18 protein-coding genes and 1 pseudogene are annotated in these 19,554 nt (G+C 70.7%); 8 read left to right on the forward strand and 11 right to left on the reverse strand.

Annotated elements, in window-relative coordinates; translation table 11 throughout:
* Window positions 1-32: 32 nt before the first annotated feature.
* Complete coding sequence (locus tag K7G59_RS26955; protein WP_225838635.1) at window positions 33-1,463, forward strand: FAD-binding oxidoreductase; 1,431 nt, start codon at window positions 33-35, stop codon at window positions 1,461-1,463.
* A 380-nt stretch (window positions 1,464-1,843) separates the two neighbouring features.
* Here K7G59_RS26955 and K7G59_RS26960 read toward each other — a convergent pair whose 3' ends face one another.
* The 3 genes and pseudogenes from K7G59_RS26960 to gabT all read right to left on the reverse strand — a co-directional run bounded on the left by K7G59_RS26960 (window position 1,844) and on the right by gabT (window position 4,452).
* Window positions 1,844-2,572 carry a phosphatase PAP2 family protein gene (locus tag K7G59_RS26960; RefSeq protein WP_225838636.1) on the reverse strand — a complete coding sequence of 243 codons (729 nt, stop codon included), beginning with the start codon at window positions 2,570-2,572 and terminating at the stop codon, window positions 1,844-1,846.
* A gap of 196 nt (window positions 2,573-2,768) precedes the next feature.
* Window positions 2,769-2,985: pseudogene (locus K7G59_RS35415) on the reverse strand (phosphoesterase); the annotation flags it as partial.
* Window positions 2,986-3,117: 132 nt separating this feature from the next.
* Entirely contained in the window at window positions 3,118-4,452 is a 1,335-nt protein-coding gene (gabT, locus tag K7G59_RS26970) for a 4-aminobutyrate--2-oxoglutarate transaminase (RefSeq protein ID WP_225838637.1), read from the reverse strand.
* 329 nt (window positions 4,453-4,781) lie between these two features.
* Between gabT and K7G59_RS26975 the strand changes: the two genes are divergently transcribed.
* The 5 genes from K7G59_RS26975 (at window position 4,782) to K7G59_RS26995 (ending at window position 14,479) form a co-directional block, all read left to right on the forward strand.
* Window positions 4,782-7,208, forward strand: coding sequence for an ATP/GTP-binding protein (locus K7G59_RS26975; RefSeq protein ID WP_225838638.1), 2,427 nt, complete (start codon window positions 4,782-4,784; stop codon window positions 7,206-7,208).
* A gap of 156 nt (window positions 7,209-7,364) precedes the next feature.
* The gene (locus K7G59_RS26980; RefSeq protein ID WP_225838639.1) at window positions 7,365-9,074 is read left to right on the forward strand and encodes a PucR family transcriptional regulator; all 1,710 of its coding nucleotides are present in this window, start codon (window positions 7,365-7,367) and stop codon (window positions 9,072-9,074) included.
* Between the two features lie 183 nt (window positions 9,075-9,257).
* Window positions 9,258-10,703, forward strand: a complete 1,446-nt coding sequence (locus tag K7G59_RS26985; protein ID WP_225838640.1) for an aldehyde dehydrogenase family protein — start codon at window positions 9,258-9,260, stop codon at window positions 10,701-10,703.
* A gap of 227 nt (window positions 10,704-10,930) precedes the next feature.
* On the forward strand, window positions 10,931-12,298 hold the full coding sequence (locus K7G59_RS26990) for a S8 family serine peptidase (RefSeq protein WP_225838642.1): 1,368 nt from the start codon (window positions 10,931-10,933) through the stop codon (window positions 12,296-12,298).
* Between the two features lie 231 nt (window positions 12,299-12,529).
* A complete protein-coding gene (locus K7G59_RS26995) occupies window positions 12,530-14,479 on the forward strand; it encodes an acyl-CoA dehydrogenase family protein (protein ID WP_225838644.1) in 1,950 nt (649 codons plus the stop codon).
* On the opposite strand, the gene K7G59_RS27000 is transcribed toward K7G59_RS26995, so the two are convergent.
* The gene (locus tag K7G59_RS27000; protein WP_225838646.1) at window positions 14,472-14,675 is read right to left on the reverse strand and encodes a hypothetical protein; all 204 of its coding nucleotides are present in this window, start codon (window positions 14,673-14,675) and stop codon (window positions 14,472-14,474) included. The genes K7G59_RS26995 and K7G59_RS27000 overlap by 8 nt on opposite strands.
* A 200-nt stretch (window positions 14,676-14,875) precedes the next feature.
* On the opposite strand from K7G59_RS27000, the gene K7G59_RS27005 reads away from it, so the two are divergent.
* Window positions 14,876-15,109 (forward strand): helix-turn-helix domain-containing protein, encoded by a 234-nt coding sequence (locus K7G59_RS27005; protein WP_225838648.1) that lies wholly within the window; start codon window positions 14,876-14,878, stop codon window positions 15,107-15,109.
* Between the two features lie 98 nt (window positions 15,110-15,207).
* Here the strand turns inward: K7G59_RS27005 and K7G59_RS27010 are convergent, their stop codons facing one another.
* From K7G59_RS27010 to K7G59_RS27025, 4 genes are all read right to left on the reverse strand, one after another.
* Window positions 15,208-15,663 (reverse strand): hypothetical protein, encoded by a 456-nt coding sequence (locus K7G59_RS27010; RefSeq protein WP_225838649.1) that lies wholly within the window; start codon window positions 15,661-15,663, stop codon window positions 15,208-15,210.
* A gap of 85 nt (window positions 15,664-15,748) precedes the next feature.
* Complete coding sequence (locus K7G59_RS27015; RefSeq protein WP_225838650.1) at window positions 15,749-16,228, reverse strand: hypothetical protein; 480 nt, start codon at window positions 16,226-16,228, stop codon at window positions 15,749-15,751.
* 346 nt (window positions 16,229-16,574) lie between these two features.
* Window positions 16,575-17,039 (reverse strand): hypothetical protein, encoded by a 465-nt coding sequence (locus K7G59_RS27020; protein WP_225838651.1) that lies wholly within the window; start codon window positions 17,037-17,039, stop codon window positions 16,575-16,577.
* Window positions 17,040-17,138: 99 nt separating this feature from the next.
* A complete protein-coding gene (locus K7G59_RS27025; RefSeq protein ID WP_225838652.1) occupies window positions 17,139-18,389 on the reverse strand; it encodes a helix-turn-helix domain-containing protein in 1,251 nt (416 codons plus the stop codon).
* Between the two features lie 113 nt (window positions 18,390-18,502).
* On the opposite strand from K7G59_RS27025, the gene K7G59_RS27030 reads away from it, so the two are divergent.
* Window positions 18,503-18,682: a hypothetical protein gene (locus K7G59_RS27030; protein WP_225838653.1), complete on the forward strand. Its 180-nt coding sequence runs from the start codon at window positions 18,503-18,505 to the stop codon at window positions 18,680-18,682.
* Window positions 18,683-18,722: 40 nt separating this feature from the next.
* On the opposite strand, the gene K7G59_RS27035 is transcribed toward K7G59_RS27030, so the two are convergent.
* From K7G59_RS27035 to K7G59_RS27045, 3 genes are all read right to left on the reverse strand, one after another.
* Window positions 18,723-18,983 (reverse strand): hemolysin XhlA family protein, encoded by a 261-nt coding sequence (locus K7G59_RS27035; RefSeq protein WP_225838654.1) that lies wholly within the window; start codon window positions 18,981-18,983, stop codon window positions 18,723-18,725.
* Entirely contained in the window at window positions 18,980-19,168 is a 189-nt protein-coding gene (locus tag K7G59_RS27040) for a hypothetical protein (protein ID WP_225838655.1), read from the reverse strand. Before K7G59_RS27040 ends, K7G59_RS27035 begins: the two co-directional genes overlap by 4 nt.
* A 16-nt stretch (window positions 19,169-19,184) precedes the next feature.
* The coding region (locus K7G59_RS27045) for a peptidoglycan-binding protein (protein ID WP_374114286.1) at window positions 19,185-19,554 on the reverse strand (370 nt) is incomplete at its 5' end.

Below are 19,554 nucleotides of genomic sequence, written 5' to 3' on the forward strand. Positions count from 1 at the left end.
AGCGGCGCGACGCTCTGTAGGGAGTTGAAATCATGGCCCCAAGCGCCATGAGTCGTGGCAAAGACAGCTGGATCTCCTCTCTTTCCGAAGCCCAGCCGGTCCCGTACTGGCTGGAAGACCCCGGCAAGCCACCCGCCGAGGCCGCCCTGACCGGCACCGACACCTGCGACCTGCTGGTCGTCGGCGGCGGTTACAGCGGACTGTGGACGGCGCTCAACGCCAAGGAGCGCGACCCGCAGCGCGATGTGGTCCTGCTGGAAGGCCGTGAGGTGGGCTGGGCCGCCTCCGGCCGCAACGGCGGCTTCTGCGCCGCCTCCCTCACCCACGGTCTGCCCAACGGCCTCACCCGCTGGCCCGGTGAGATCCACAGGCTGGAGGAGCTGGGCCGGCGCAACCTCGACGAGATCGAGGCCGCGATCGCCCGGCACGGTATCGAGTGCGATTTCGAGCGCACCGGCGAGATCGACGTCGCCACCGAGACCTACCAGGCCTGGGAACTGCGCGACTGGCACCGGGAGCTGCGGGAGAAGGGGCTTGCCGACGGCATCGAGTTCCTGGACGCGGACGCCGTGCGCGAGCAGGTCGACTCGCCCACCTTCGAGGCGGGCCTGTGGGACCGCCGGGGCGTGGCCATGCTGCACCCGGCCAAGCTGGCCTGGGGCCTGAAGCAGGCCTGTCTCCGGCTGGGCGTCCGCGTGTACGAGCACACGCCCGCCCTGACCCTCAAGCAGTACGGCGCCGGGATGGCGGTCCGCACGCCCTACGGCGCGGTCCGCGCCCGCAAGGTCGCACTGGGCACGAACATCTTCCCGAGCCTGCTGCGGCGCGTGCGCTCGTACACCGTCCCGGTCTACGACTACGCGCTGATGACCGAGCCGCTCAGCGAGGGGCAGCTGGCGGACATCGGCTGGAAGAACAGGCAGGGGCTGGGGGACTCGGCGAACCAGTTCCACTACTTCCGGCTCTCGGCCGACAACCGCATCCTCTGGGGCGGCTACGACGCGATCCACCACTACGGCGGCCGGGTGCGGGCGGAGTACGACGACCGCCCGGAGACGTACGCCAAGCTGGCAGGCCACTTCTTCACCTGCTTCCCGCAGCTGGAGGGCATCCGCTTCACGCACGCCTGGGGCGGCGCCATCGACACCTGCTCCCGCTTCTCGGCGTTCTTCGGCACCGCCCACCAGGGCAGGGTGGCGTACGCGGCGGGCTACACCGGCCTCGGCGTCGGTGCGACCCGCTTCGGCGCGGACGTGATGCTGGACCTGCTGGAGGGGCAGCCGACCGAGCGGACCGAGCTGGAGATGGTCCGCAAGAAGCCGCTGCCGTTCCCGCCGGAGCCCTTCGCCTGGACCGGTATCGCCCTCACCAAGTGGTCCCTGGCCCGCGCGGACGCCCACGGGGGCCGCCGCAACCTGTGGCTGCGCACGATGGACCGGCTGGGACTGGGCTTCGACAGCTGAGCCGTTCACCCGGGCTCTTGGCTTCGCTGAGCCCCGAGATCGCGGAACATGATCCTGCTGCTGGATTCCGGCGTACTCGAAGCCGGTGCCTCGCCGGGAGGCAAGGCACCGGCACACCGGACCGGCAGGAGGAGATCATGACGTGCATCACCTGCGAGCACGACGCCTTCCGTCCCAGGCGTCGCCCGGGCCTGGCGGCAGCGGTGGCCGCCGCCGTCACCGGAGGCGTCGTGCTGCCGTGCCGCGGTTGCCACGGCGGCGCCGGCGCACCAGCCGTCGGCCGAGCGAATGGCTCCGCAGCAGCACCACACGCTGTACCGGGCAGCCCGAGCCCGCTCAGCAGGGCCGGGCCCCGTCGGCGTGACGCTTCTTCCTCACCGTCAGCCTGATCTCGGCGTCGAAGACGTACGCGACCCGCGGGACCCGGACCGCCCTGCGAGGCCTGGTGACGTGGCCGCTGAACCGGGAACGCTGCCCGAACCGGGGGTTCCCGAAGAACTTCGGTGCCTGCTTCGGCTGATCACCAGGGTGAGCGCGGTCAGCAGCACGGTGGACAGGCACCAGCTGGCCACCACGTCCAACGGCCAGTGCCAGCCCCTGCGCACCAGGCCGTACGACACCCCGAGCACGAGGGCCGCGCAGCAGCCGACGAGGGCCCGCCGGGCGGCGGGCGAGCGGAGCCGGGGCAGCAGGAGCAGGGTGGCGGAGCCGTATGCGATCGCCGCCGTCGCCGTGTGCCCGGAGGGGAAGAAGCCGGTCCCCGGCGGCATCACGGGGGTTCCGGGCCGGGCGGTCCAGTCCTTCAGCGGTAACACGATCGCCGGGAGCAGCGCCATCAGCAGAGCGGCGGCGGAGGGTGGCAGCCACCAAAGGCCCCTGCCGGTGGCGCGGCCACGCCAGGCGTCGTACGCCAGGGCGACGACGAGCACCGGCACGGCGACCTGAGCGTTGCCGAGATCGGCGAGGAACTCGGAGAACCGGTCCGGGTGGACCAGGGCGCGACTGAGGCGTTCGTCGACGCGCAGCAGGGGGCCGTTGGTCACGACCTCGCAGGTGATGAGAGTGAAGAGGGTGGCAGCGGGGAGGCCGAGGCGGAGGAAGCGCGACACGGTGCACAGCTTGGCAGGTCCGGCCGGCTCTGAGAACGTCGCATGTCTCCGTGTCGGACGCCGGTCCGCGGACCCTCCCCGGAACTGCTCCAGCCGTTGGGAAGCCGGTGCGTTTCCGATCGTCCGGAACAGCCGGAGTTTGCCCGGGCGTGCGCGAACGCAGAACCGTCACAGCAGAAGGCGAAAGGGAGGAGGTCGGCCGCCCCGGAACAGGGGGGATGGTTCCGAGGCGGCCGTCCGGACCGGAACGTCGCGCGCCCCGGGGGGTTTGGGGCGGCGACCGTCCGATCGGTGAGGAGATCCCGGAGCCGTCAAGGCGCCGGTTGTGTGCGCGAGGCACGATCAGGTCGAAGCTGGGGAGGCCCCGGCCTGATTCCGTCCACAGTCACCCGTGGACGGGGTGTATCTCTCATCTGGGTAGAACCTACGGCAGGTCAGGACGCTTGGGCAGGCGGAAGGGCGTCCCGTCATCCACCCCGCACACCTTCTTCACATGCCCTGCCGCAAGCGACCTGCCAGAGGCTCCAGACGTGCGAACCGCTCGCTCAGATGCGAGCGAAGGCCTGCTCGATGATGTCGAGGCCCTCGTTGAGCAGGTCGTCGCCGATGACCAGCGGGGGCAGGAAGCGCAGCACGTTGCCGTAGGTGCCGCAGGTCAGCACCAGCAGGCCCTCCTGGTGGCAGGCCTTGGCGAGCGCGGCGGTGGCCTCCGGGTTCGGCTCCTTGGTGGCCCGGTCCTTGACCAGCTCGATGGCGATCATCGCGCCACGGCCGCGGACGTCACCGATGACGTCGAACTTCTCGGCCATGGCCGTCAGGCGGCCCTTCATGACGGCCTCGATGTTCTTCGCCTTGGCGTTGAGGTCCAGCTCCTTCATCGTCTCGATGGCGCCGAGGGCACCGGCGCACGCGACGGGGTTACCGCCGTAGGTGCCGCCCAGGCCGCCGGCGTGCGCGGCGTCCATGATCTCGGCGCGGCCCGTCACGGCGGCCAGCGGCAGACCACCGGCGATGCCCTTGGCGGTGGTGATCAGGTCCGGGACGATGCCCTCGTCCTCGCACGCGAACCACTGGCCGGTGCGGCAGAAACCGGACTGGATCTCGTCGGCGACGAAGACGATGCCGTTGTCGTTGGCGAACTTCACGATCTCCGGCAGGAAGCCCTTGGCCGGCTCGATGAAGCCGCCCTCGCCGAGCACCGGCTCGATGATGATCGCGGCGATGTTGTCCGCGCCGACCTGCTTGGACATCTGGTCGATGGCCATCTTCGCGGCCTCGGGACCGGCGTTCTCGGGCCCGGTCGGCCAGCGGTAGGCGTACGCCACCGGCACCCGGTAGACCTCGGGGGCGAAGGGGCCGAAGCCGTGCTTGTACGGCATGTTCTTGGCGGTGAGCGCCATGGTCAGGTTGGTGCGCCCGTGGTAACCGTGGTCGAACACGACGACGGCCTGCCGCTTGGTGTACGCACGCGCGATCTTGACGGCGTTCTCGACGGCCTCGGCGCCGGAGTTGAACAGCGCGGACTTCTTGGCGTGGTCACCCGGGGTCAGCTCGGCGAGCGCCTCGGCGACGGCGACGTAACCCTCGTACGGGGTGACCATGAAACAGGTGTGGGTGAAGTCGGCCAGCTGGGCGGAGGCACGGCGCACGACGGCCTCGGCGGAGGCGCCGACGCTCGTCACCGCGATGCCGGAGCCGAAGTCGATGAGCCGGTTGCCGTCGACGTCCTCGATGATGCCGCCACCCGCGCGCGCGGTGAACACCGGCAGCACGGAGCCCACGCCCTGCGCGACCACGGCGGTGCGGCGGGCCTGCAGCTCCTGCGACTTCGGGCCGGGGATGGCGGTGACGACGCGGCGCTCCTGCGGAAGTGCGGTCATGGGGGCTCCCTGAGTGATCTTGCGTACCGGACGTCTCCAGACATACCGGTCTGTTCCCGCCGTTCCCGAACAGTTCCGAACGGTTCCGGCGGTGCGTTTTCGGACGCTTACCTATCTTTCTTCGCAGGCTAGGGCCGGGACCGAGGGCTGGGCATGCTCCATGTGGGCGTTGTCGCGGCATCCGGTTGTCCGTGGTGGACATAGCCGCACTGCCCCCGGTGCGTCCGCTCGTGCCCTCTTCTCGGCCACGTAAGCGGTGAACTCCCCTTGCCGGGGCGTTAGATTGGCTCGCTGATGGTGGACGGAACGGCTGGTCAGGGGGCAGGGCGATGAACAGCGACGGGACACGGGACGCGCGCGGCACGCATGCGAATCCGGTACCGCGCCCGGCACCCCCCCTGGAGGGCACCGCCGCACCCCAGGGGGGCCCCGCGGTACCGCCTCTGCCGGCGATGCCGCCGCGCCCGGCGCACACGCCTGGCGGGGACCGGCCGGGCGTGCCTCCCCGCTCGGCCGTCGCCGCCTGGCTCGACGAATCCCGCCCGGCGGCCGAGCCCGGCATCTGGCGGTACGGCTACCGGTTGCCGAAGGGTGCGCGCACGGCCGGGCGGCTCTCGCCGACGACAATGGCCGGGATGCTGATCCCGCTGGTGGTCGGACTGATCATCTGGTCGCTCTGGATCCGAGGGCTGATTCCGTACCAGTGGGCCGTTCTGCGGCTGATCACCCCGAACGGCTGGTGGTGGGCCGGCACCGAGGTGTACCCGAAGACCGACAGGGCCGCCCACGCCGTGCTCGCCTACCGGGGCGCGGCGTTCGTCCTGCTCTGCTGTGCCATGGGCCGCCTGGGCAGCTGGGGCAAGGCGCTCCGCTACTTCCTCGACCGTGTACCGCAGCCCCGGCGGGCCGTGATCACCGCGCTGGGCGCCCTCGTCGCGGTGGGCTGGGTCTTCCCCAGTGCCTTTCCCGGTGCCTTCTGGGGTGCCGCTCCGGTCTTCGACACCGTGGGCGACCTTGTCATCGCGCTCTCCGGCGACCTCCACCTGTTCACCTCGGTGCTGTTCGTCTACAGCCTGTACGCCGTCATCACGGCGGTCGTCGTCTGGCCGTTCGCCCGGCTCGGCGACTGGTTGCCGTACGCCAGGCAACTGCGTGCCGCCCGCACCGGCGACAGCGTGACACCGGCTGCTGAGCGGCCCCGCGCACAGTGGCCCGAACTGCACGAGGCCGGGCTGCACGAGGCCGCCGATGTCCTCAGCACCGAGGTGGCCGGTGGCCGCATGAACGACGTCGACTGCGCACGCGTCACGCGTGCCTGGGCCGCCGCGAAGAGGGACGCCACCCTCGCCGCCTTCCGGGACACCGTGCTGCACCAGGGCGGCGCGGCCTGGACCCACCCGTCCGGGGAACGCGACCTGCCCCGCCGCCGCGCCCGGCACGATCTGCTCGTCGGCCAGGTACGCATCGGACGGTGGGTGGCGGCCGAACGAGTCCCGCAGGCCTATCAGGACATGGGCGCGGCGCTCGGCCCCCAGGAACTGGGCACCTCTCTGCTCGCCGTCGGCCCCTCCGGCTCGGGCAAGACCCGGCAGCTCGTCGAGCCGGTCACCGAGGCGCTGGCCCTCCAAGCCCTCACCGGGGAGTGCGCCGTCGTGGCGGTCTCCGCACCCGGCGCGCCGCTGGGAGCGGACGCCGCGTTCGACGTGATCGTACGGATCGGAGACCCCGCGTCCGTCCACGACCTGGACCCGTACGCCGAGACCGAGGACCCCGACGAGGCCGCCGCCGTCCTGGCCGAGGGACTCGTGGGCGACCTCGAGACCGTGGGAAGCCGGCACGCGGCAACCGCACTCGCCCAGGTGCTCGGCCCCTACCGGGCGGTGCACGGACGCTTCCCGCCCCTGCCCGAACTGCGGGAGCTGCTGGAAGGCGAACCGTCGGCGGTCTCCGCGCTGCGCACGGCGCTGGCAGACGGCGGGCACGCCACGATGCGCCGGGAACTGGAGGCCCGTATCCGGCAGACCGGCGGCTCGGACGACGTCGGCCGCGCCCTCGCCGACCGGCTCGCCCTGCTGAACCGGCCGGTCTTCGCCGAGTTCTTCGGCGCGGGCGGCGGCACCCGGCCGTTCTCGCTGCGTGCCGTGGCCCACCATCCGCTGCGGGTCCGCATCGACCTGCCCGAGCAGGGGCACGAGGAGGCGTCCCGGCTGCTCACGCGGCTGATCCTGGCCCAGTTCACCGCCGTCGTACGCAGCGGACGGCGGACCCACTTCGCCTGTCTCGTACTGGACGACGCCACCGGTGCGCTCACCGCGGAGTCGGTGCGCCGGATCCAGCGGCTGCGCTCCCAGAACGCCGGCGTCGTGCTCGCCCTGCGCAGCATCGGTGACGTACCCGAGGCGCTGCACGGGCCGCTGTACGGGGCCGTCGGCTGCCGGATGGCGTTCTCCGGCGTGACGACGTGGGACGGCAGCCGTTTCGCCCAGTCCTGGGGAACGGAGTGGGTGGAGACCCGGGACGTGTCCCAGCACACCGTCTTCGCGGACCAGCCGATGACCCGCGCCATGCACTCCCTGCGCAAACTGGTCACCGGCAAGGCGGTGACCACGGAGGCCGTCACCGTCCGCCAGGTCGAACGCGAACGCTGGTCCGCCTCCGAGTTGGCGCATGGTGTTCCGCCGGGGCATGCCGTGTTGTCGTTGACGACCGTGCGGGGGGAGCATGCGCCGCCGTTGTTGGTGGATCTGCGGGGCTGAGACACGGTCCGGGGGCGTCACCGGACCATACGGTGAGGCAGAATCGCAGTAGGCCGTTCATACGCGACGGCCAAAAGATCACAGCGCTCGGCGGCAGTGTCACATCACCGCGGTCTCTCTGTCGCCTCATCGATTCCCTCCCACGCTGAAGGCCCCATGTCCCTCACCCTCGCCTCCCTCGTCCACCACTCCGCGCTCAAGCTGACCGTGCGCGCGGGCGAGGACCGGCTGGACGTGCCCGTCCGGTGGGCGCACGTCAGTGAGCTGGCCGACCCCGTGCCGTACATGGAGGGCGGCGAGCTGCTGCTGATCACCGCGCTGAAGCTGGACGCGGAGGATCCGGAGGCCATGCGGCGCTATGTGAAGCGGCTGGCCGGAGCGGGGGTCGTCGGCCTCGGGTTCGCTGTCGGGGTCAACTACGAGGAGATCCCCGAGGCCCTCGTCGACGCCGCCCGGCAGGAGGGGCTGCCACTGCTGGAGGTGCCGCGCCGCACACCGTTCCTCGCCATCAGCAAGGCCGTGTCCGCTGCGATCGCCGCCGACCAGTACCGGGCGGTCACGGCGGGCTTCGCCGCCCAGCGGGAGCTGACCAAGCAGACCCTGAACTCCGGCCCCGAGGGGCTGCTCGCCGCGCTCGCCGCCCAGGTCGACGGGTGGGCGGCGCTCTACGACGCCTCCGGTGCCGTCGTCGCCACCGCACCCGAGTGGGCGGGCCGCAGGGCGGCGCGGCTGACGGCGGAGGTGGAGCGGCTGCGGGAGCGGCCCGCGCCCGCGTCCTCCGTGGTCGGCGGACCGGACAACGAGGACCGCATCGAGCTGCACTCCCTCGGTACCGGCCGCCGCCCGCGCGCCGCGCTCGCCGTCGGCACGGCCGCGGCCCTCGGCACCGCCGAGCGGTACGCGGTGCACTCCGCCATCGCCCTGCTCACCCTCACCACCGAACGTTCCCGCTCGCTGCGTGCGGCTGAGCAGCGGATCGGCGCCGCCGTGCTGCGCATGCTGCTCGCCGGGGAGCCCGACCACGCGCGGGCCGTCGCCGGGGACCTGTACGGCGGACTGCTCGACGCGCCCTTCCGTGTGATCATCGCCGAGTCGGCGTCCGGCCCCGCCGCACGGGCGCACGCCGACGCGCACGGGGACACCCAAGGGCACACCCAAGGGCACATCCCGCCGCACGCCCACGCACGCGTCCCCGTCGCCAAGCCGGGCAGAGCCGCCGCCCCGCCCACCGGGGACGCGGGCGGCGACCCGCTGGGCGGGCTCGCCGAGAGCGTGGAGTCCGCCGCCGCGCGGGCCGGAGAGGCCGTGCTGCTCGTCCCGGAGGGGGAGCGACTGGTGGTGCTCGCCGCGGACGGGGGCGCGGCGGCGTCCGCGGCCGGTGCGTACGCGGCGATGCTGGAGGCCACGCGGGCGGTGCCCGAGCAGGGGGGTGCCGATGAGCGCGAGCTGGTCGTCGGGCTGTCGGCACCGGCCGGACCGATCGCCGCGGCGGCTGCCTACAAGCAGGCCGAGCAGGCGCTGTCGGTGGCACGGCGGCGGGGACGGGTGCTCGTCGAGCACGAGCAACTGGCGGCCGGGTCGGTGCTGCCGCTGCTGGCCGACGACGCGGTGAAGGCGTTCGCCGACGGGCTGCTGCGGGCGCTGCACGAGCATGACGCGACCGGGCGCGGCGATCTGGTGGCCTCCCTGCGGGCGTGGCTGTCCCGGCACGGGCAGTGGGACGCGGCGGCGGCGGACCTGGGCGTGCACCGGCACACGCTGCGGTACCGGATGCGCAGGGTCGAGGAGATCCTCGGGCGCAGCCTGGACGATCCGGACGTGCGGATGGAGCTGTGGCTGGCGCTGAAGGCGACCTCGGCGGAGTGAACACCGCCGCCTCGGCGGACCGACGGGCCACCGACCGCGCCAATCCGGCGCACCTCGCCTGCCGACTGCTACGACTCGGACAAGCGACCCCCGCCCGCCCCCGTCCTACCGTGGAGCACGCAAGCGAAAGAAACACCCCCAACGCGGAAGGGCCGGGACTCGTACATGCCCCAGGAAAAGAATGTGGGGGCCACCCACGCCTTCTGGCTCGCCGGCCGCCAGGTCACCGGCGAGGACACCTTCGACGTCACCTCCCCGTGGGACGGCCGGCTCGTCGGCACGGTCAGCGTGCCGACCGACGCCCAGGTCGAGGAGGCCGTGGCCGCCGCGTACGCCGTGCGTGACGAGTTCGCCGCCACCCCGGCGCACGTCCGCGCCGCCGCCCTCGACCACGTCAGCAAGCGCCTGGTCGAGCGCACCGAGGAGATCGCCCAGCTGATCTCCGCCGAGAACGGCAAGCCGATCAAGTGGGCCCGAGGCGAAGTCGGCCGTGCCGTCTCCGTGTTCCGGTTCGCCGCGGAGGAGGCCCGCCGGTTCAACGGCGGCGAGGCCCAGCGGCTCGACACCGACCTCGGCGGTCAGGGCCGCCTGGCGCTGACCCGCCGCTTCCCGAAGGGCGTCGTCCTCGGCATCGCGCCGTTCAACTTCCCGCTGAACCTGTGCGCCCACAAGGTCGCCCCGGCCATCGCCGCCGGCGCGCCGATCATCCTGAAGCCGGCCCCCGCCACCCCGCTGTCCGGCCTGGTCCTCGGTGAGCTGCTCGCCGAGACCGAGCTGCCCGCCGGTTCCTGGAGCATTCTGCCGGTGCCGAACGACCGCATGCCCGCCCTCGTCCAGGACGAGCGCCTGCCGGTCATCTCGTTCACCGGGTCCGACAAGGTCGGCTACGCGATCATGGACTCGGTGCCGCGCAAGCACTGCACCCTGGAGCTGGGCGGCAACGGCGCGGCCGTCGTCCTCGCCGACTTCGCGAGCGACGCCGACCTGGACTGGGCCGCGACCCGCATCGCGACCTTCTCCAACTACCAGGGCGGGCAGTCCTGCATCTCCGTGCAGCGCGTGATCGCCGACGCCTCCGTCTACGACCGGCTGCTGCCGCGCATCGTCGCCGCCGTCGAGGCGCAGGTCACCGGTGACCCGTCCGACGCCGCGACCGATGTCGGCCCGCTGGTCAGCGAGGACGCCGCCAAGCGCGTCGAGTCCTGGGTGGACGAGGCCGTCGCCGCGGGCGCCAGGCTGCTCGCCGGCGGCAAGCGCGACGGTGCCTCCTACGCGCCGACCGTCCTCACCGACGTACCGGCGGACGTCACCCTCGCCTGCGAGGAGGTCTTCGGGCCCGTCCTCACCGTGCAGAAGGTGGACGGCGAGGCCGAGGCGTTCGCCGCGGTCAACAGCTCCAAGTTCGGTCTCCAGGCGGGCGTCTTCACGCACGACCTGCAGGCCGCCTTCCGGGCCCACCGCGCCCTGGAGGTCGGCGGTGTCGTCGTCGGCGACGTCCCGTCCTACCGCGCCGACCAGATGCCGTACGGCGGCGCGAAGCAGTCCGGTGTGGGCCGCGAGGGCGTGAAGTTCGCGATGGACGACTACACATACGAGCGCGTGCTGGTTCTCACCGGTCTCGCGCTCTGACCTGCCACGGACAGGTCGGACGGAACGGCCGCAGCCCACTGTGCGGGGGCTGCGGCCGTTTCGTGTGCGGCGGTCTGATCCACCGTCACGAAACCCGCTGGTAAAGGATTCCATATCGGCGGTTCAAGGGTCCTGCTCCGGTCTTGTTATGTTCATGACTCACCCGATGGGATGCGCCTGACCACCACGTCCGACTCAGGACGTCTCAGGACCATCCAGGGGAACACATGCACATAGCCCGTACCGGGCGCGGCCTCGCGGTGTCCGCCGCCACCGCCGCGCTCGTCGCCGCCGCACTGGCGGCCACCTCCCAGGCCGGCGCGACCACCGCCACGCCCGCCGCCGTACCGCACACCTTCGCGGTACCGGCCGTCGCGGGGCACAACCTGGTCCACGGCGTGGCCAGCCCCCTGCCCATCGCGCAGTGCCAGGCCAAGTGGCACATCAACTGCTACACCCCGCTGCAGTACCGCACCGCGTACAACCTGAACCCCCTGTACAAGAAGGGCGTCACGGGCAAGGGCCGTACGATCGTCATCGTCGACTCGTTCGGGTCACCGACCGTCCAGCACGACCTGGACGTCTACAGCAAGCAGTTCGGGCTGCCCAGCACCAAGGTCAAGGTGGTCAAGTGGGGGCACGTCCCCGCCTTCGACCCCAAGAACCCGGACATGACCGGCTGGGCCGGCGAGACGTCGCTGGACGTCGAGATGGCGCACGCCGTCGCGCCGGCCGCGAAGATCGTCCTGGTGGAGACGGCCGTCTCCGAGACCGAGGGCACCACCGGTCTGCCGGAGATGATGTCCGCCGAGAAGTACCTGATCGACCACGGGGTCGGCGACGTCATCAGCCAGAGCTTCGGCGCCACCGAGAACACGTTCCCGGGCTTCGGCGCGGGCGACTTCACCAGCATCAAGAAGTTGCGGTACGCCTTCCAGGACGCGCAGCGCAAGCACGTGACGGTCCTCGCCTCCTCCGGGGACGGCGGCGCCACCGACATGAAGGCCGACGGCAAGACGTACTACAACAAGCGCGTCAACTCCTGGCCGTCGTCCGACCCGCTGGTCACCTCCATCGGCGGCACCCAGCTGCACCTGAACGACAAGGGTGACCGGGTCAAGCCGGACAGCGTCTACAACGACTACGGCGCGGGCGGCGGCGGCCAGTCCCACGTCTTCACCCGGCCGTCGTTCCAGGACGGTGTGAAGAACGTCGTCGGCACCCGCCGCGGCACCCCGGACATCTCGATGGCCGCCGCGGTCGACGGCGGTGCCTGGGTCTACTCCAGCTACGACCCGACCGCCACCGGCTGGGACGTCTCCGGCGGCACCAGTGAGGCCAGCCCGCTCTTCTCGGGCATCGTCGCCCTCGCCGACCAGGCGGGCGGCCACCGTGTGGGCGACATCAACGCGGCGCTCTACACCCTTCTGAAGCAGAAGAACCCGGGCATCGTCGACGTCAACGACGGCACGGACAACAGCTACGAAGGAGTGAAGGGCTACAAGGCCGTCAACGGCTACGACATGGCCACCGGCGTGGGCACGCTGGACGCCCTGCGCTTCGTGCCGGCCCTTGCGAAGGCGAGCCACGGCTGACACACCCGGTCTGACGACCGCGTTCGCGTCCCCCCGCAGGGAACGGCCCGGGTCCTGGTGGACCCGGGCCGTTCCGATGTGTGCGTACGGATGTCCGGGGCGCATCCGTATCGGCCGATCGGACGCGCGAGGGGTGGTGGGGTCGCCCCGTTTCGGGTACCAACGATCCAGTAGGACTGGTCGGTAGTGAACGGCCCTCAATCATCCCTCTTCGCGGCGAGGTGAGCCTCAATGTCCGCCCCCACCACCCCACGAACCACCGTCTCCGAGCGCGAGGCCCGCCAGGTGGCGGAGGCCGCCCGGGAGCAGCACTGGCGCAAGCCCAGCTTCGCCAAGGAACTGTTCCTCGGGCGCTTCCGGCTCGACCTCGTCCACCCCCATCCGCTCCCCGACGACGAGGCCGCACAGCGCGGCGAGGAGTTCCTCGCCAAGCTGCGCGACTTCTGCGTCACGACGATCGACCCCGTCCGCATCGAGCGCGAGGCCCGCATCCCCGACGAGGTCGTCGCCGGCCTGAAGGAACTCGGCGCCCTCGGCATGAAGATCGACCCCAAGTACGGCGGTCTCGGCCTCACCCAGCTCTACTACAACAAGGCCCTCGCCCTGGTCGGCTCCGTCAGCCCCGCGGTCGGCGCGCTGCTCTCCGCACACCAGTCCATCGGCGTGCCCCAGCCGGTGAAGCTGTTCGGCACCCAGGAGCAGAAGGACGCCTTCCTGCCGCGCTGCGCCCGCACCGACATCTCCGCCTTCCTGCTCACCGAGCCCGACGTCGGCTCCGACCCCGCCCGCCTCGCCACCACCGCCGTACCCGACGGCGACGACTACGTACTCGACGGGGTGAAACTGTGGACCACCAACGGGGTGGTCGCCGATCTGCTCGTCGTCATGGCCCGGGTGCCCAAGTCCGAGGGGCACAAGGGCGGCATCACCGCCTTCGTGGTGGAGGCCGCCTCGGAGGGCATCACGGTCGAGAACCGCAACGCCTTCATGGGTCTGCGCGGCATCGAGAACGGCGTCACCCGCTTCCACCGCGTCCGGGTCCCGGCCGCCAACCGGATCGGCCCCGAGGGCGCGGGCCTGAAGATCGCGCTCACCACCCTCAACACCGGGCGGCTGTCGCTGCCCGCGATGTGTGCGGGTGCCGGCAAGTGGTGTCTGAAGATCGCCCGCGAGTGGGCGGCGGAGCGGGAGCAGTGGGGCAAACCGGTCGCCCTGCACGAGGCGGTGGGATCGAAGATCGCCTTCATCGCGGCCACCACCTTCGCCCTCGAGGCCGTCCTCGACCTGTCCTCCCAGATGGCCGACGAGGACCGCAACGACATCCGCATCGAGGCGGCCCTCGCCAAGCTCTACGGCTCCGAGATGGCCTGGCTGATGGCCGACGAGCTGGTCCAGATCCGCGGCGGGCGCGGCTACGAGACGGCCGAGTCGCTGCGGGCGCGCGGCGAGCGGGCCGTCCCGGCCGAGCAGATCCTGCGCGACCTGCGCATCAACCGCATCTTCGAGGGCTCGACGGAGATCATGCACCTCCTCATCGCCCGTGAGGCCGTCGACGCCCACCTCTCGGTCGCCGGTGACCTCATCGACCCCGACAAGTCCCTGGCCGACAAGGCGAGGGCGGGCGCGAACGCGGGCGTCTTCTACGCGAAGTGGCTGCCGAAGCTGGTCGCGGGGCCGGGGCAACTGCCCTCGTCGTACAGCGAGTTCAAACGCGAGATCGACCTGTCCGGGCACCTGCGCTATGTCGAGCGGCACGCCCGGAAGCTGGCCCGGTCCACCTTCTACGCCATGTCCCGCTGGCAGGGCCGGATGGAGACGAAACAGGGCTTCCTGGGGCGGGTCGTGGACATCGGTGCCGAACTGTTCGCGATGAGCGCGGCCTGTGTACGGGCCGAGCTGATGTACAGCCGGGGCGAGCACGGCCGCGAGGCCTACCAGCTCGCCGACGCCTTCTGCCACCAGGCCCGCATCCGCGTCGAGGAACTCTTCGCCCGCCTGTGGACCAATACGGACGACATGGACCGGAAGGTGGTCAAGGGCGTGCTTGGCGGATCGTATGCATGGCTGGAGGAAGGCATCCTGGACCCGTCCGGGGACGGTCCGTGGATCGCGGACGCCAGTCCGGGTGAGAGCCGCCGTCCGAATGCACGGAGGCCCTTCGGGGACAGTGCCGTCAGTTAGGCGTGATCTCGTCGACGAGCTGCAGCATGTCGTCCAGGCGAGTGCGTAGGCGTTCGATGATGAGGATGAGCCCGACGGCGTCGAGGTGAGATAGGTCTTCAGCACGCGCGTATTCGAGGTCGCGGCGAGCGAAGTCGATGCGGGCGTGCTGAAGATCTGACAGGGACCCCTGCGGGGGGCACTGCTCATCAGTCATGTGGTGTCACCTGTGGGTGGCGTTGCGTGGGTGCTGCAGGCAATCATCGAAGGTGATCTATCGCATCGACAATAGGTTAAGGATCACACATATCGAACGTACGTTTTATGTGGCGTGTGCTTGCGAACACGCCGCTCTTGATCCAAGAATGTACGGTTGGCAATACAGACACCACGTGATGATCACGAAACGGTGGGCGGGTGCCATCCGCTCCACCGCCCGACTGGGTCATCGCCCGCCGCCGGGCCGTAGGCGACCGCATCAGAACCGCCCGCTTGGACGCCAACCTGAGCCAGGAGAGGCTCGCGGAACGTGCCGGCCTAGACCGCCAGGCCATCAACCGCATCGAGCAGGGGCACCAGAGCCCGGTCCTGGACAATCTGATCCGGATCGCCGACGCCCTCGACGTGCCCCTCGCGGATCTCGTGCTCTGAACCGGCCCCAGCCAACACGCGGAAGCTGGCCAGGGCCGTCGACCAGCCCTTCGACGGGACGATGCCCCCCGCCGGGGCTTTGGAACGCGTTACACGCTTCAGGCGGCCACCAGCGCGCCCGAGACGAGCGCCCGCGCCCGCTCCATCAGCTCCACATCATCGACAGCGAACCGGCCGGCGAGCACCCGCTGATGCCCGTAGTACGCGCTGTCCAGATCCACGGCCCGCGCCATGTCGACCGACCACTTCACATCGGGCACGTCGATGGTGCCCGCCTTCCGCACCGTCCGGGACCCGGAGCCGGTGCAGGCGAGCCAGCAGCCGCACCGCTGCTCGTGGGACCCCTTCCACTCGCCGATGAAGTGATGCCGTCCGGCCATGGCAAACAGGTCGCCGGGCTCGTGCACGTTCCCCTCGACGGGGATGACACCGAGGACGGCGGTGAGGCCGCCGTCGGTGGTGGTGTAGGCGAGGACGCAGCGGGATCCGGTCTCCCAGTCATGAAGGAAGGGGAAGATCGTGACCCTGCCAGCCCCCGTCATGTCCTTCGCCATCGGTGTGTCCCTTCTCGTGGGCGGTGGTGCGGGCCCAGCCAGCGTATGGCTCGTGGTCCGCACCACCTATCTGATCTTGCTTGGGTCAGCCGTGGTCGCCGCACGGCAGCGGGTCGCCCGGCACGCCGTCGTCGCCGCAGGTGTCCCCACAGTCCACGCGGGCCGTCCACAGCGCCGGAACCACCTCATACCCTGCCGCACGGATGGCTGCGACGGTGGGCGGGATGGCCTCCTCGGGCGTCGGGTAGGTGGCGCCGCCCCAGCCGTCACAGGGGTTGTGATGGACCTTGTGCCAGCCCGGCCGCTGGAAGAACCGGTCGTAGTCGGCGGTGAACGTCATGAACTCGTGCCAGGCGGGGTCGACGTCGGCGCTCATGTAGAGGGTCGGCGCGCCGTCGGGCTTTTGGGCGCTGGTCGCGAGGTAGGCGAGGGCCTGGTCGGTGATGGCTTCGGCCCGTGCGGTGTCCAGCTTGTGGCTCTTGGCCACGCGCTGGCTGAGCCGCTCGAAGAACGCGGGTTCCACGAGGCTCCTCGCGGAGATGGCTTCGCAGACTGGTGCAGACATTGCTCACTCCTTTGGTCGGAGGGCTGTTGGGTGTCTTGCTGGCCCGCCTGGGCTTGGCCATAGGCGGGGCCCGTCCTGCTGGGTCCGCCGCCGGGACGGGGTGGCTCGGCGGCGGACCCGTGGCCACCCGCCTAGGCTTCGGGTGGCCGCCCGACGCCCGCAAGGCGCCGGAGTCTGAGGGGCTGCTACGCGCCGAAGCGGCGCGCGGGGTACGTCTGCTGCGGGGCCGGCACACAGCGCTTCTCATGGACGTACACCGTGGTGGGGGGACCGGTCGGCCGGTCATGAGACTCGGTCCGATACTCCTCGCCCTGCCGGATCGGCTCATCACACCGCGCGCAGAACATCAGGCGTCCACCGCGGCCAGGCACCGCCGGGCCCGCGCAATGAACTTCCGCACCGTCTCCGGCCGGCACACGTCCCCGTCGAACCGCGGTGCCACGGCCCAGTGCAGGCCGGGCGGCTGCGTGCGGTTGAGACTCGGGACGCCGAGGTAGTGGTTGCTGCCGAGAGGCGGGGTGTCGTCGCCTTCGTCCCAGACGAGTCCGGCGTGGCCAGGGATGAGGACCCAGTAGGGGCCTTCGGGGGTGTCGTGGATGACCGGGCCGTCGAGGTTGGAGTGCAGTTCCTCGGGGGTGAACTCGTCGCCGCCCATCGCGGCGTGCACGAGGTCTGCCGGGATGCGTACGACGCCGAACCGGCGCCCGCAGCGCAGTAGGGTGACGCCCCGCTCGATCCATTCGTTGCGGGCCTGGTGCGGGTCGTCAGCCGCGTATGCGAGCCACTCGACGATCCGGTACTCCACAGACATGGATCAGACCTCCACGATCAGCATCAGCGTGTTCCGACTCACACAACTGACCGTAGAGGCCCGGTTACAGAACATGGGGCAGGAATCCTGCCCCATGCCTTACACCGCCAACATGCCCAGCTTCACCGCCAACTCAGACGCCCGCTGCCTGCGCTCCGGCTGCTTGGACTCCGTCTCCTCCAGCACGATCCGGCGCGCATAACCGTTGTAGCGGATGGTCTCTGACGCAGCCTCAAACGCCTTGTCCAGCGTGGCCAGCGCCGTGTCCGGCTGCCCGTCAAGCTGGTAGGCGCGCGCCTCCTCGATGCGATGCCGAGCCCGCCGCGGACAGGACTTGATGACGTGCTTGTCGGCGCGAGCTGCCTGCCGCACCGACTCTCCGCCCTGGTGCAGCTCCACAGCCACCGTCACCGCGTGCGCGCCCATGATGGCCCGGCCGAAGCTGGTGACCGGGTGGAAGTAGTCCGTGGGCAGCTTCTTCGAAGTCTTCTCCGCCTTGTCCCACCAGCCCCACGCTTCGCCGTTCTCGCCGCGCCGCGCTGCTGTGTACCCGGCCTCGAACTGCAAGGCCCCAGCGATGGCGAGGACACGGTCGTCGGCGTCCGGGAGATGAGGTTCGAGGTAGCGGAGCGCCTCCAGCGTGACGGCGTCCGCGGCATCGAAGTGGCCAGGCCCGGAATCCCGGTGGGCCTGCGCGGTGAGCCAGGCGGCCACGCCGATGGCGTGCGGGTCCTCACTGTCCTGCGCGGCGACCATGCCCCGCTCGGCGACTCGCCACAGCAGGGCGCTGTCGGGCTGGTAGGCGACGAAGAACTGCGACAGTGAGTACACCTCGGAAAGGACGGCTTGCGCTGCCCGCCGGTCTGCAGCGGTGTCAGCCTGCCGGACGGCGAGTTGGGCGTCGCGGATCAGGTCCGGCAGCAGGCTGCCGACGACCTCGCGGTGGTTGGGCGCCTTGTGCCGGGAAGCCCACGCGGCGTCCAGTCGGTGCCGCAGGTGCAGCGTGGGCGGCGCCTCGCGGTCAGCCGTGAACGGGAACGCGTCCACGGCCGCTTTCACCGCGGCGAGGCGGGGGTGGCCAGGGCCGATGAACAGGTCGACATGCAGGGACTGGTCACCGGTGAGATCAGCAAGGTCGCGCACGCGCAACAGCTCGGCGATACGGAGGATGGTCGGCAACTTGGGCACCTGAATCACACCGGTCTCCACTTGCTTCACCCATGACGGGGACTTGCCGAGTAGGCCGGCGAGGACCGGTCGGCTCATGCCGCGGCGTTGGCGGTAGATCTGCATTCGGGAACCGAATGCGAGTGGGTCGGCGTACGGGTCGGGGGTAGCATCGGATGGCACGGTCTCGCCCCAATCTCTGTCAGCTTCGTCACTGTCAGGGTATGGGGCGGGACCATTTTCGTGTGCCGGTCTGCACGATGGTGTCTGGCGACGGGGGCTCGTAGGCTTGGTGCATGTCCCGCGATCTTGTGACCCCTGGTCCGGTGCGGTCTGCTGCGGTCGTGAACAAGGACATACGGGCGCTACTGCTACGTACCGGCGGCTGGCTGTCGGCCGCCGACCGGGTCGTCTACGAGCGGCTCGTCGAGGAATGGGCGGCTGCCGTACGAGCGGAGATGGCGCCAGCAGCATGAAGAGGCCCCGCCCGCGGGCTGCGGACAGGTCCCACGTCGGTCAGCGCCCGGCAGCCTGCCACACCGTCACACCAAGCGAGCCGACCGCCACCACCGCCGCGAGCGACGGCAGAGGCCACCGCGCCCGCTCCAACGCCCGGATCCGGGTCTCGTGGTCAGCGACGTCCTTGCCCAGCTCCGTGAGGCCCTGGCCGATACCGTCGAGCTTCGTCTCCACCCTGACCAGACCATCACTCAGGGATCTCAACTCCTGATACATCTGCGCGGGCGGAATGTAGACACCCGGATCCTGGACGCTCACTCGCGGGCCCCCGCCACCTGCCGGTTCGGCACCACCCACGTTATCCCGAGCGCGCCGAGCACCGCCAGCACCACCGTAACGCCTTCCCCCGCCGTCACCGTGCCGTCCTGCATGGCGGTTGCCAGTGCCGCAGCGCCAGCAGCGGCACCCGCGACGACCGCCTTCCACATCGTCGAGATCTTCATGCTTAGTCCTTCCCGTTCAGGCGACGACACTGAAGCCGTGCCGCGCGCCGAGCTTCTTCAGCGACGTCATCCCGGGAATGCCGTCCGCGGCACTCCCCGAGTAGTCGAGGCGCTTCTGCCAGCGTGCGTACGCGTTGACCGTCAGCGACCCGAACGAGCCGTCCACGTACTGGCCGGCGAGCAGCCCCTCAGCCTTCAGCGCCCGCTCCACGACGAGGACTTCCGCCTTGTACGTGACGTGACCCTGAGCCGCGCCGGGGTCCCTCTTCGCCGCCGCCACGATGTGCGCCAAGGAGACCCTCGGCTTGGGCTGTTCCGCACCCGCCCACTTCAGCAACGCCGACCTGTCCGCGAAGTTGCCGACGTTCCGGTCCGTTCCGCCCGCT

Source organism: Streptomyces sp. NK08204 (assembly GCF_020400585.1).
In the GTDB taxonomy this organism is placed as follows: domain Bacteria; phylum Actinomycetota; class Actinomycetes; order Streptomycetales; family Streptomycetaceae; genus Streptomyces.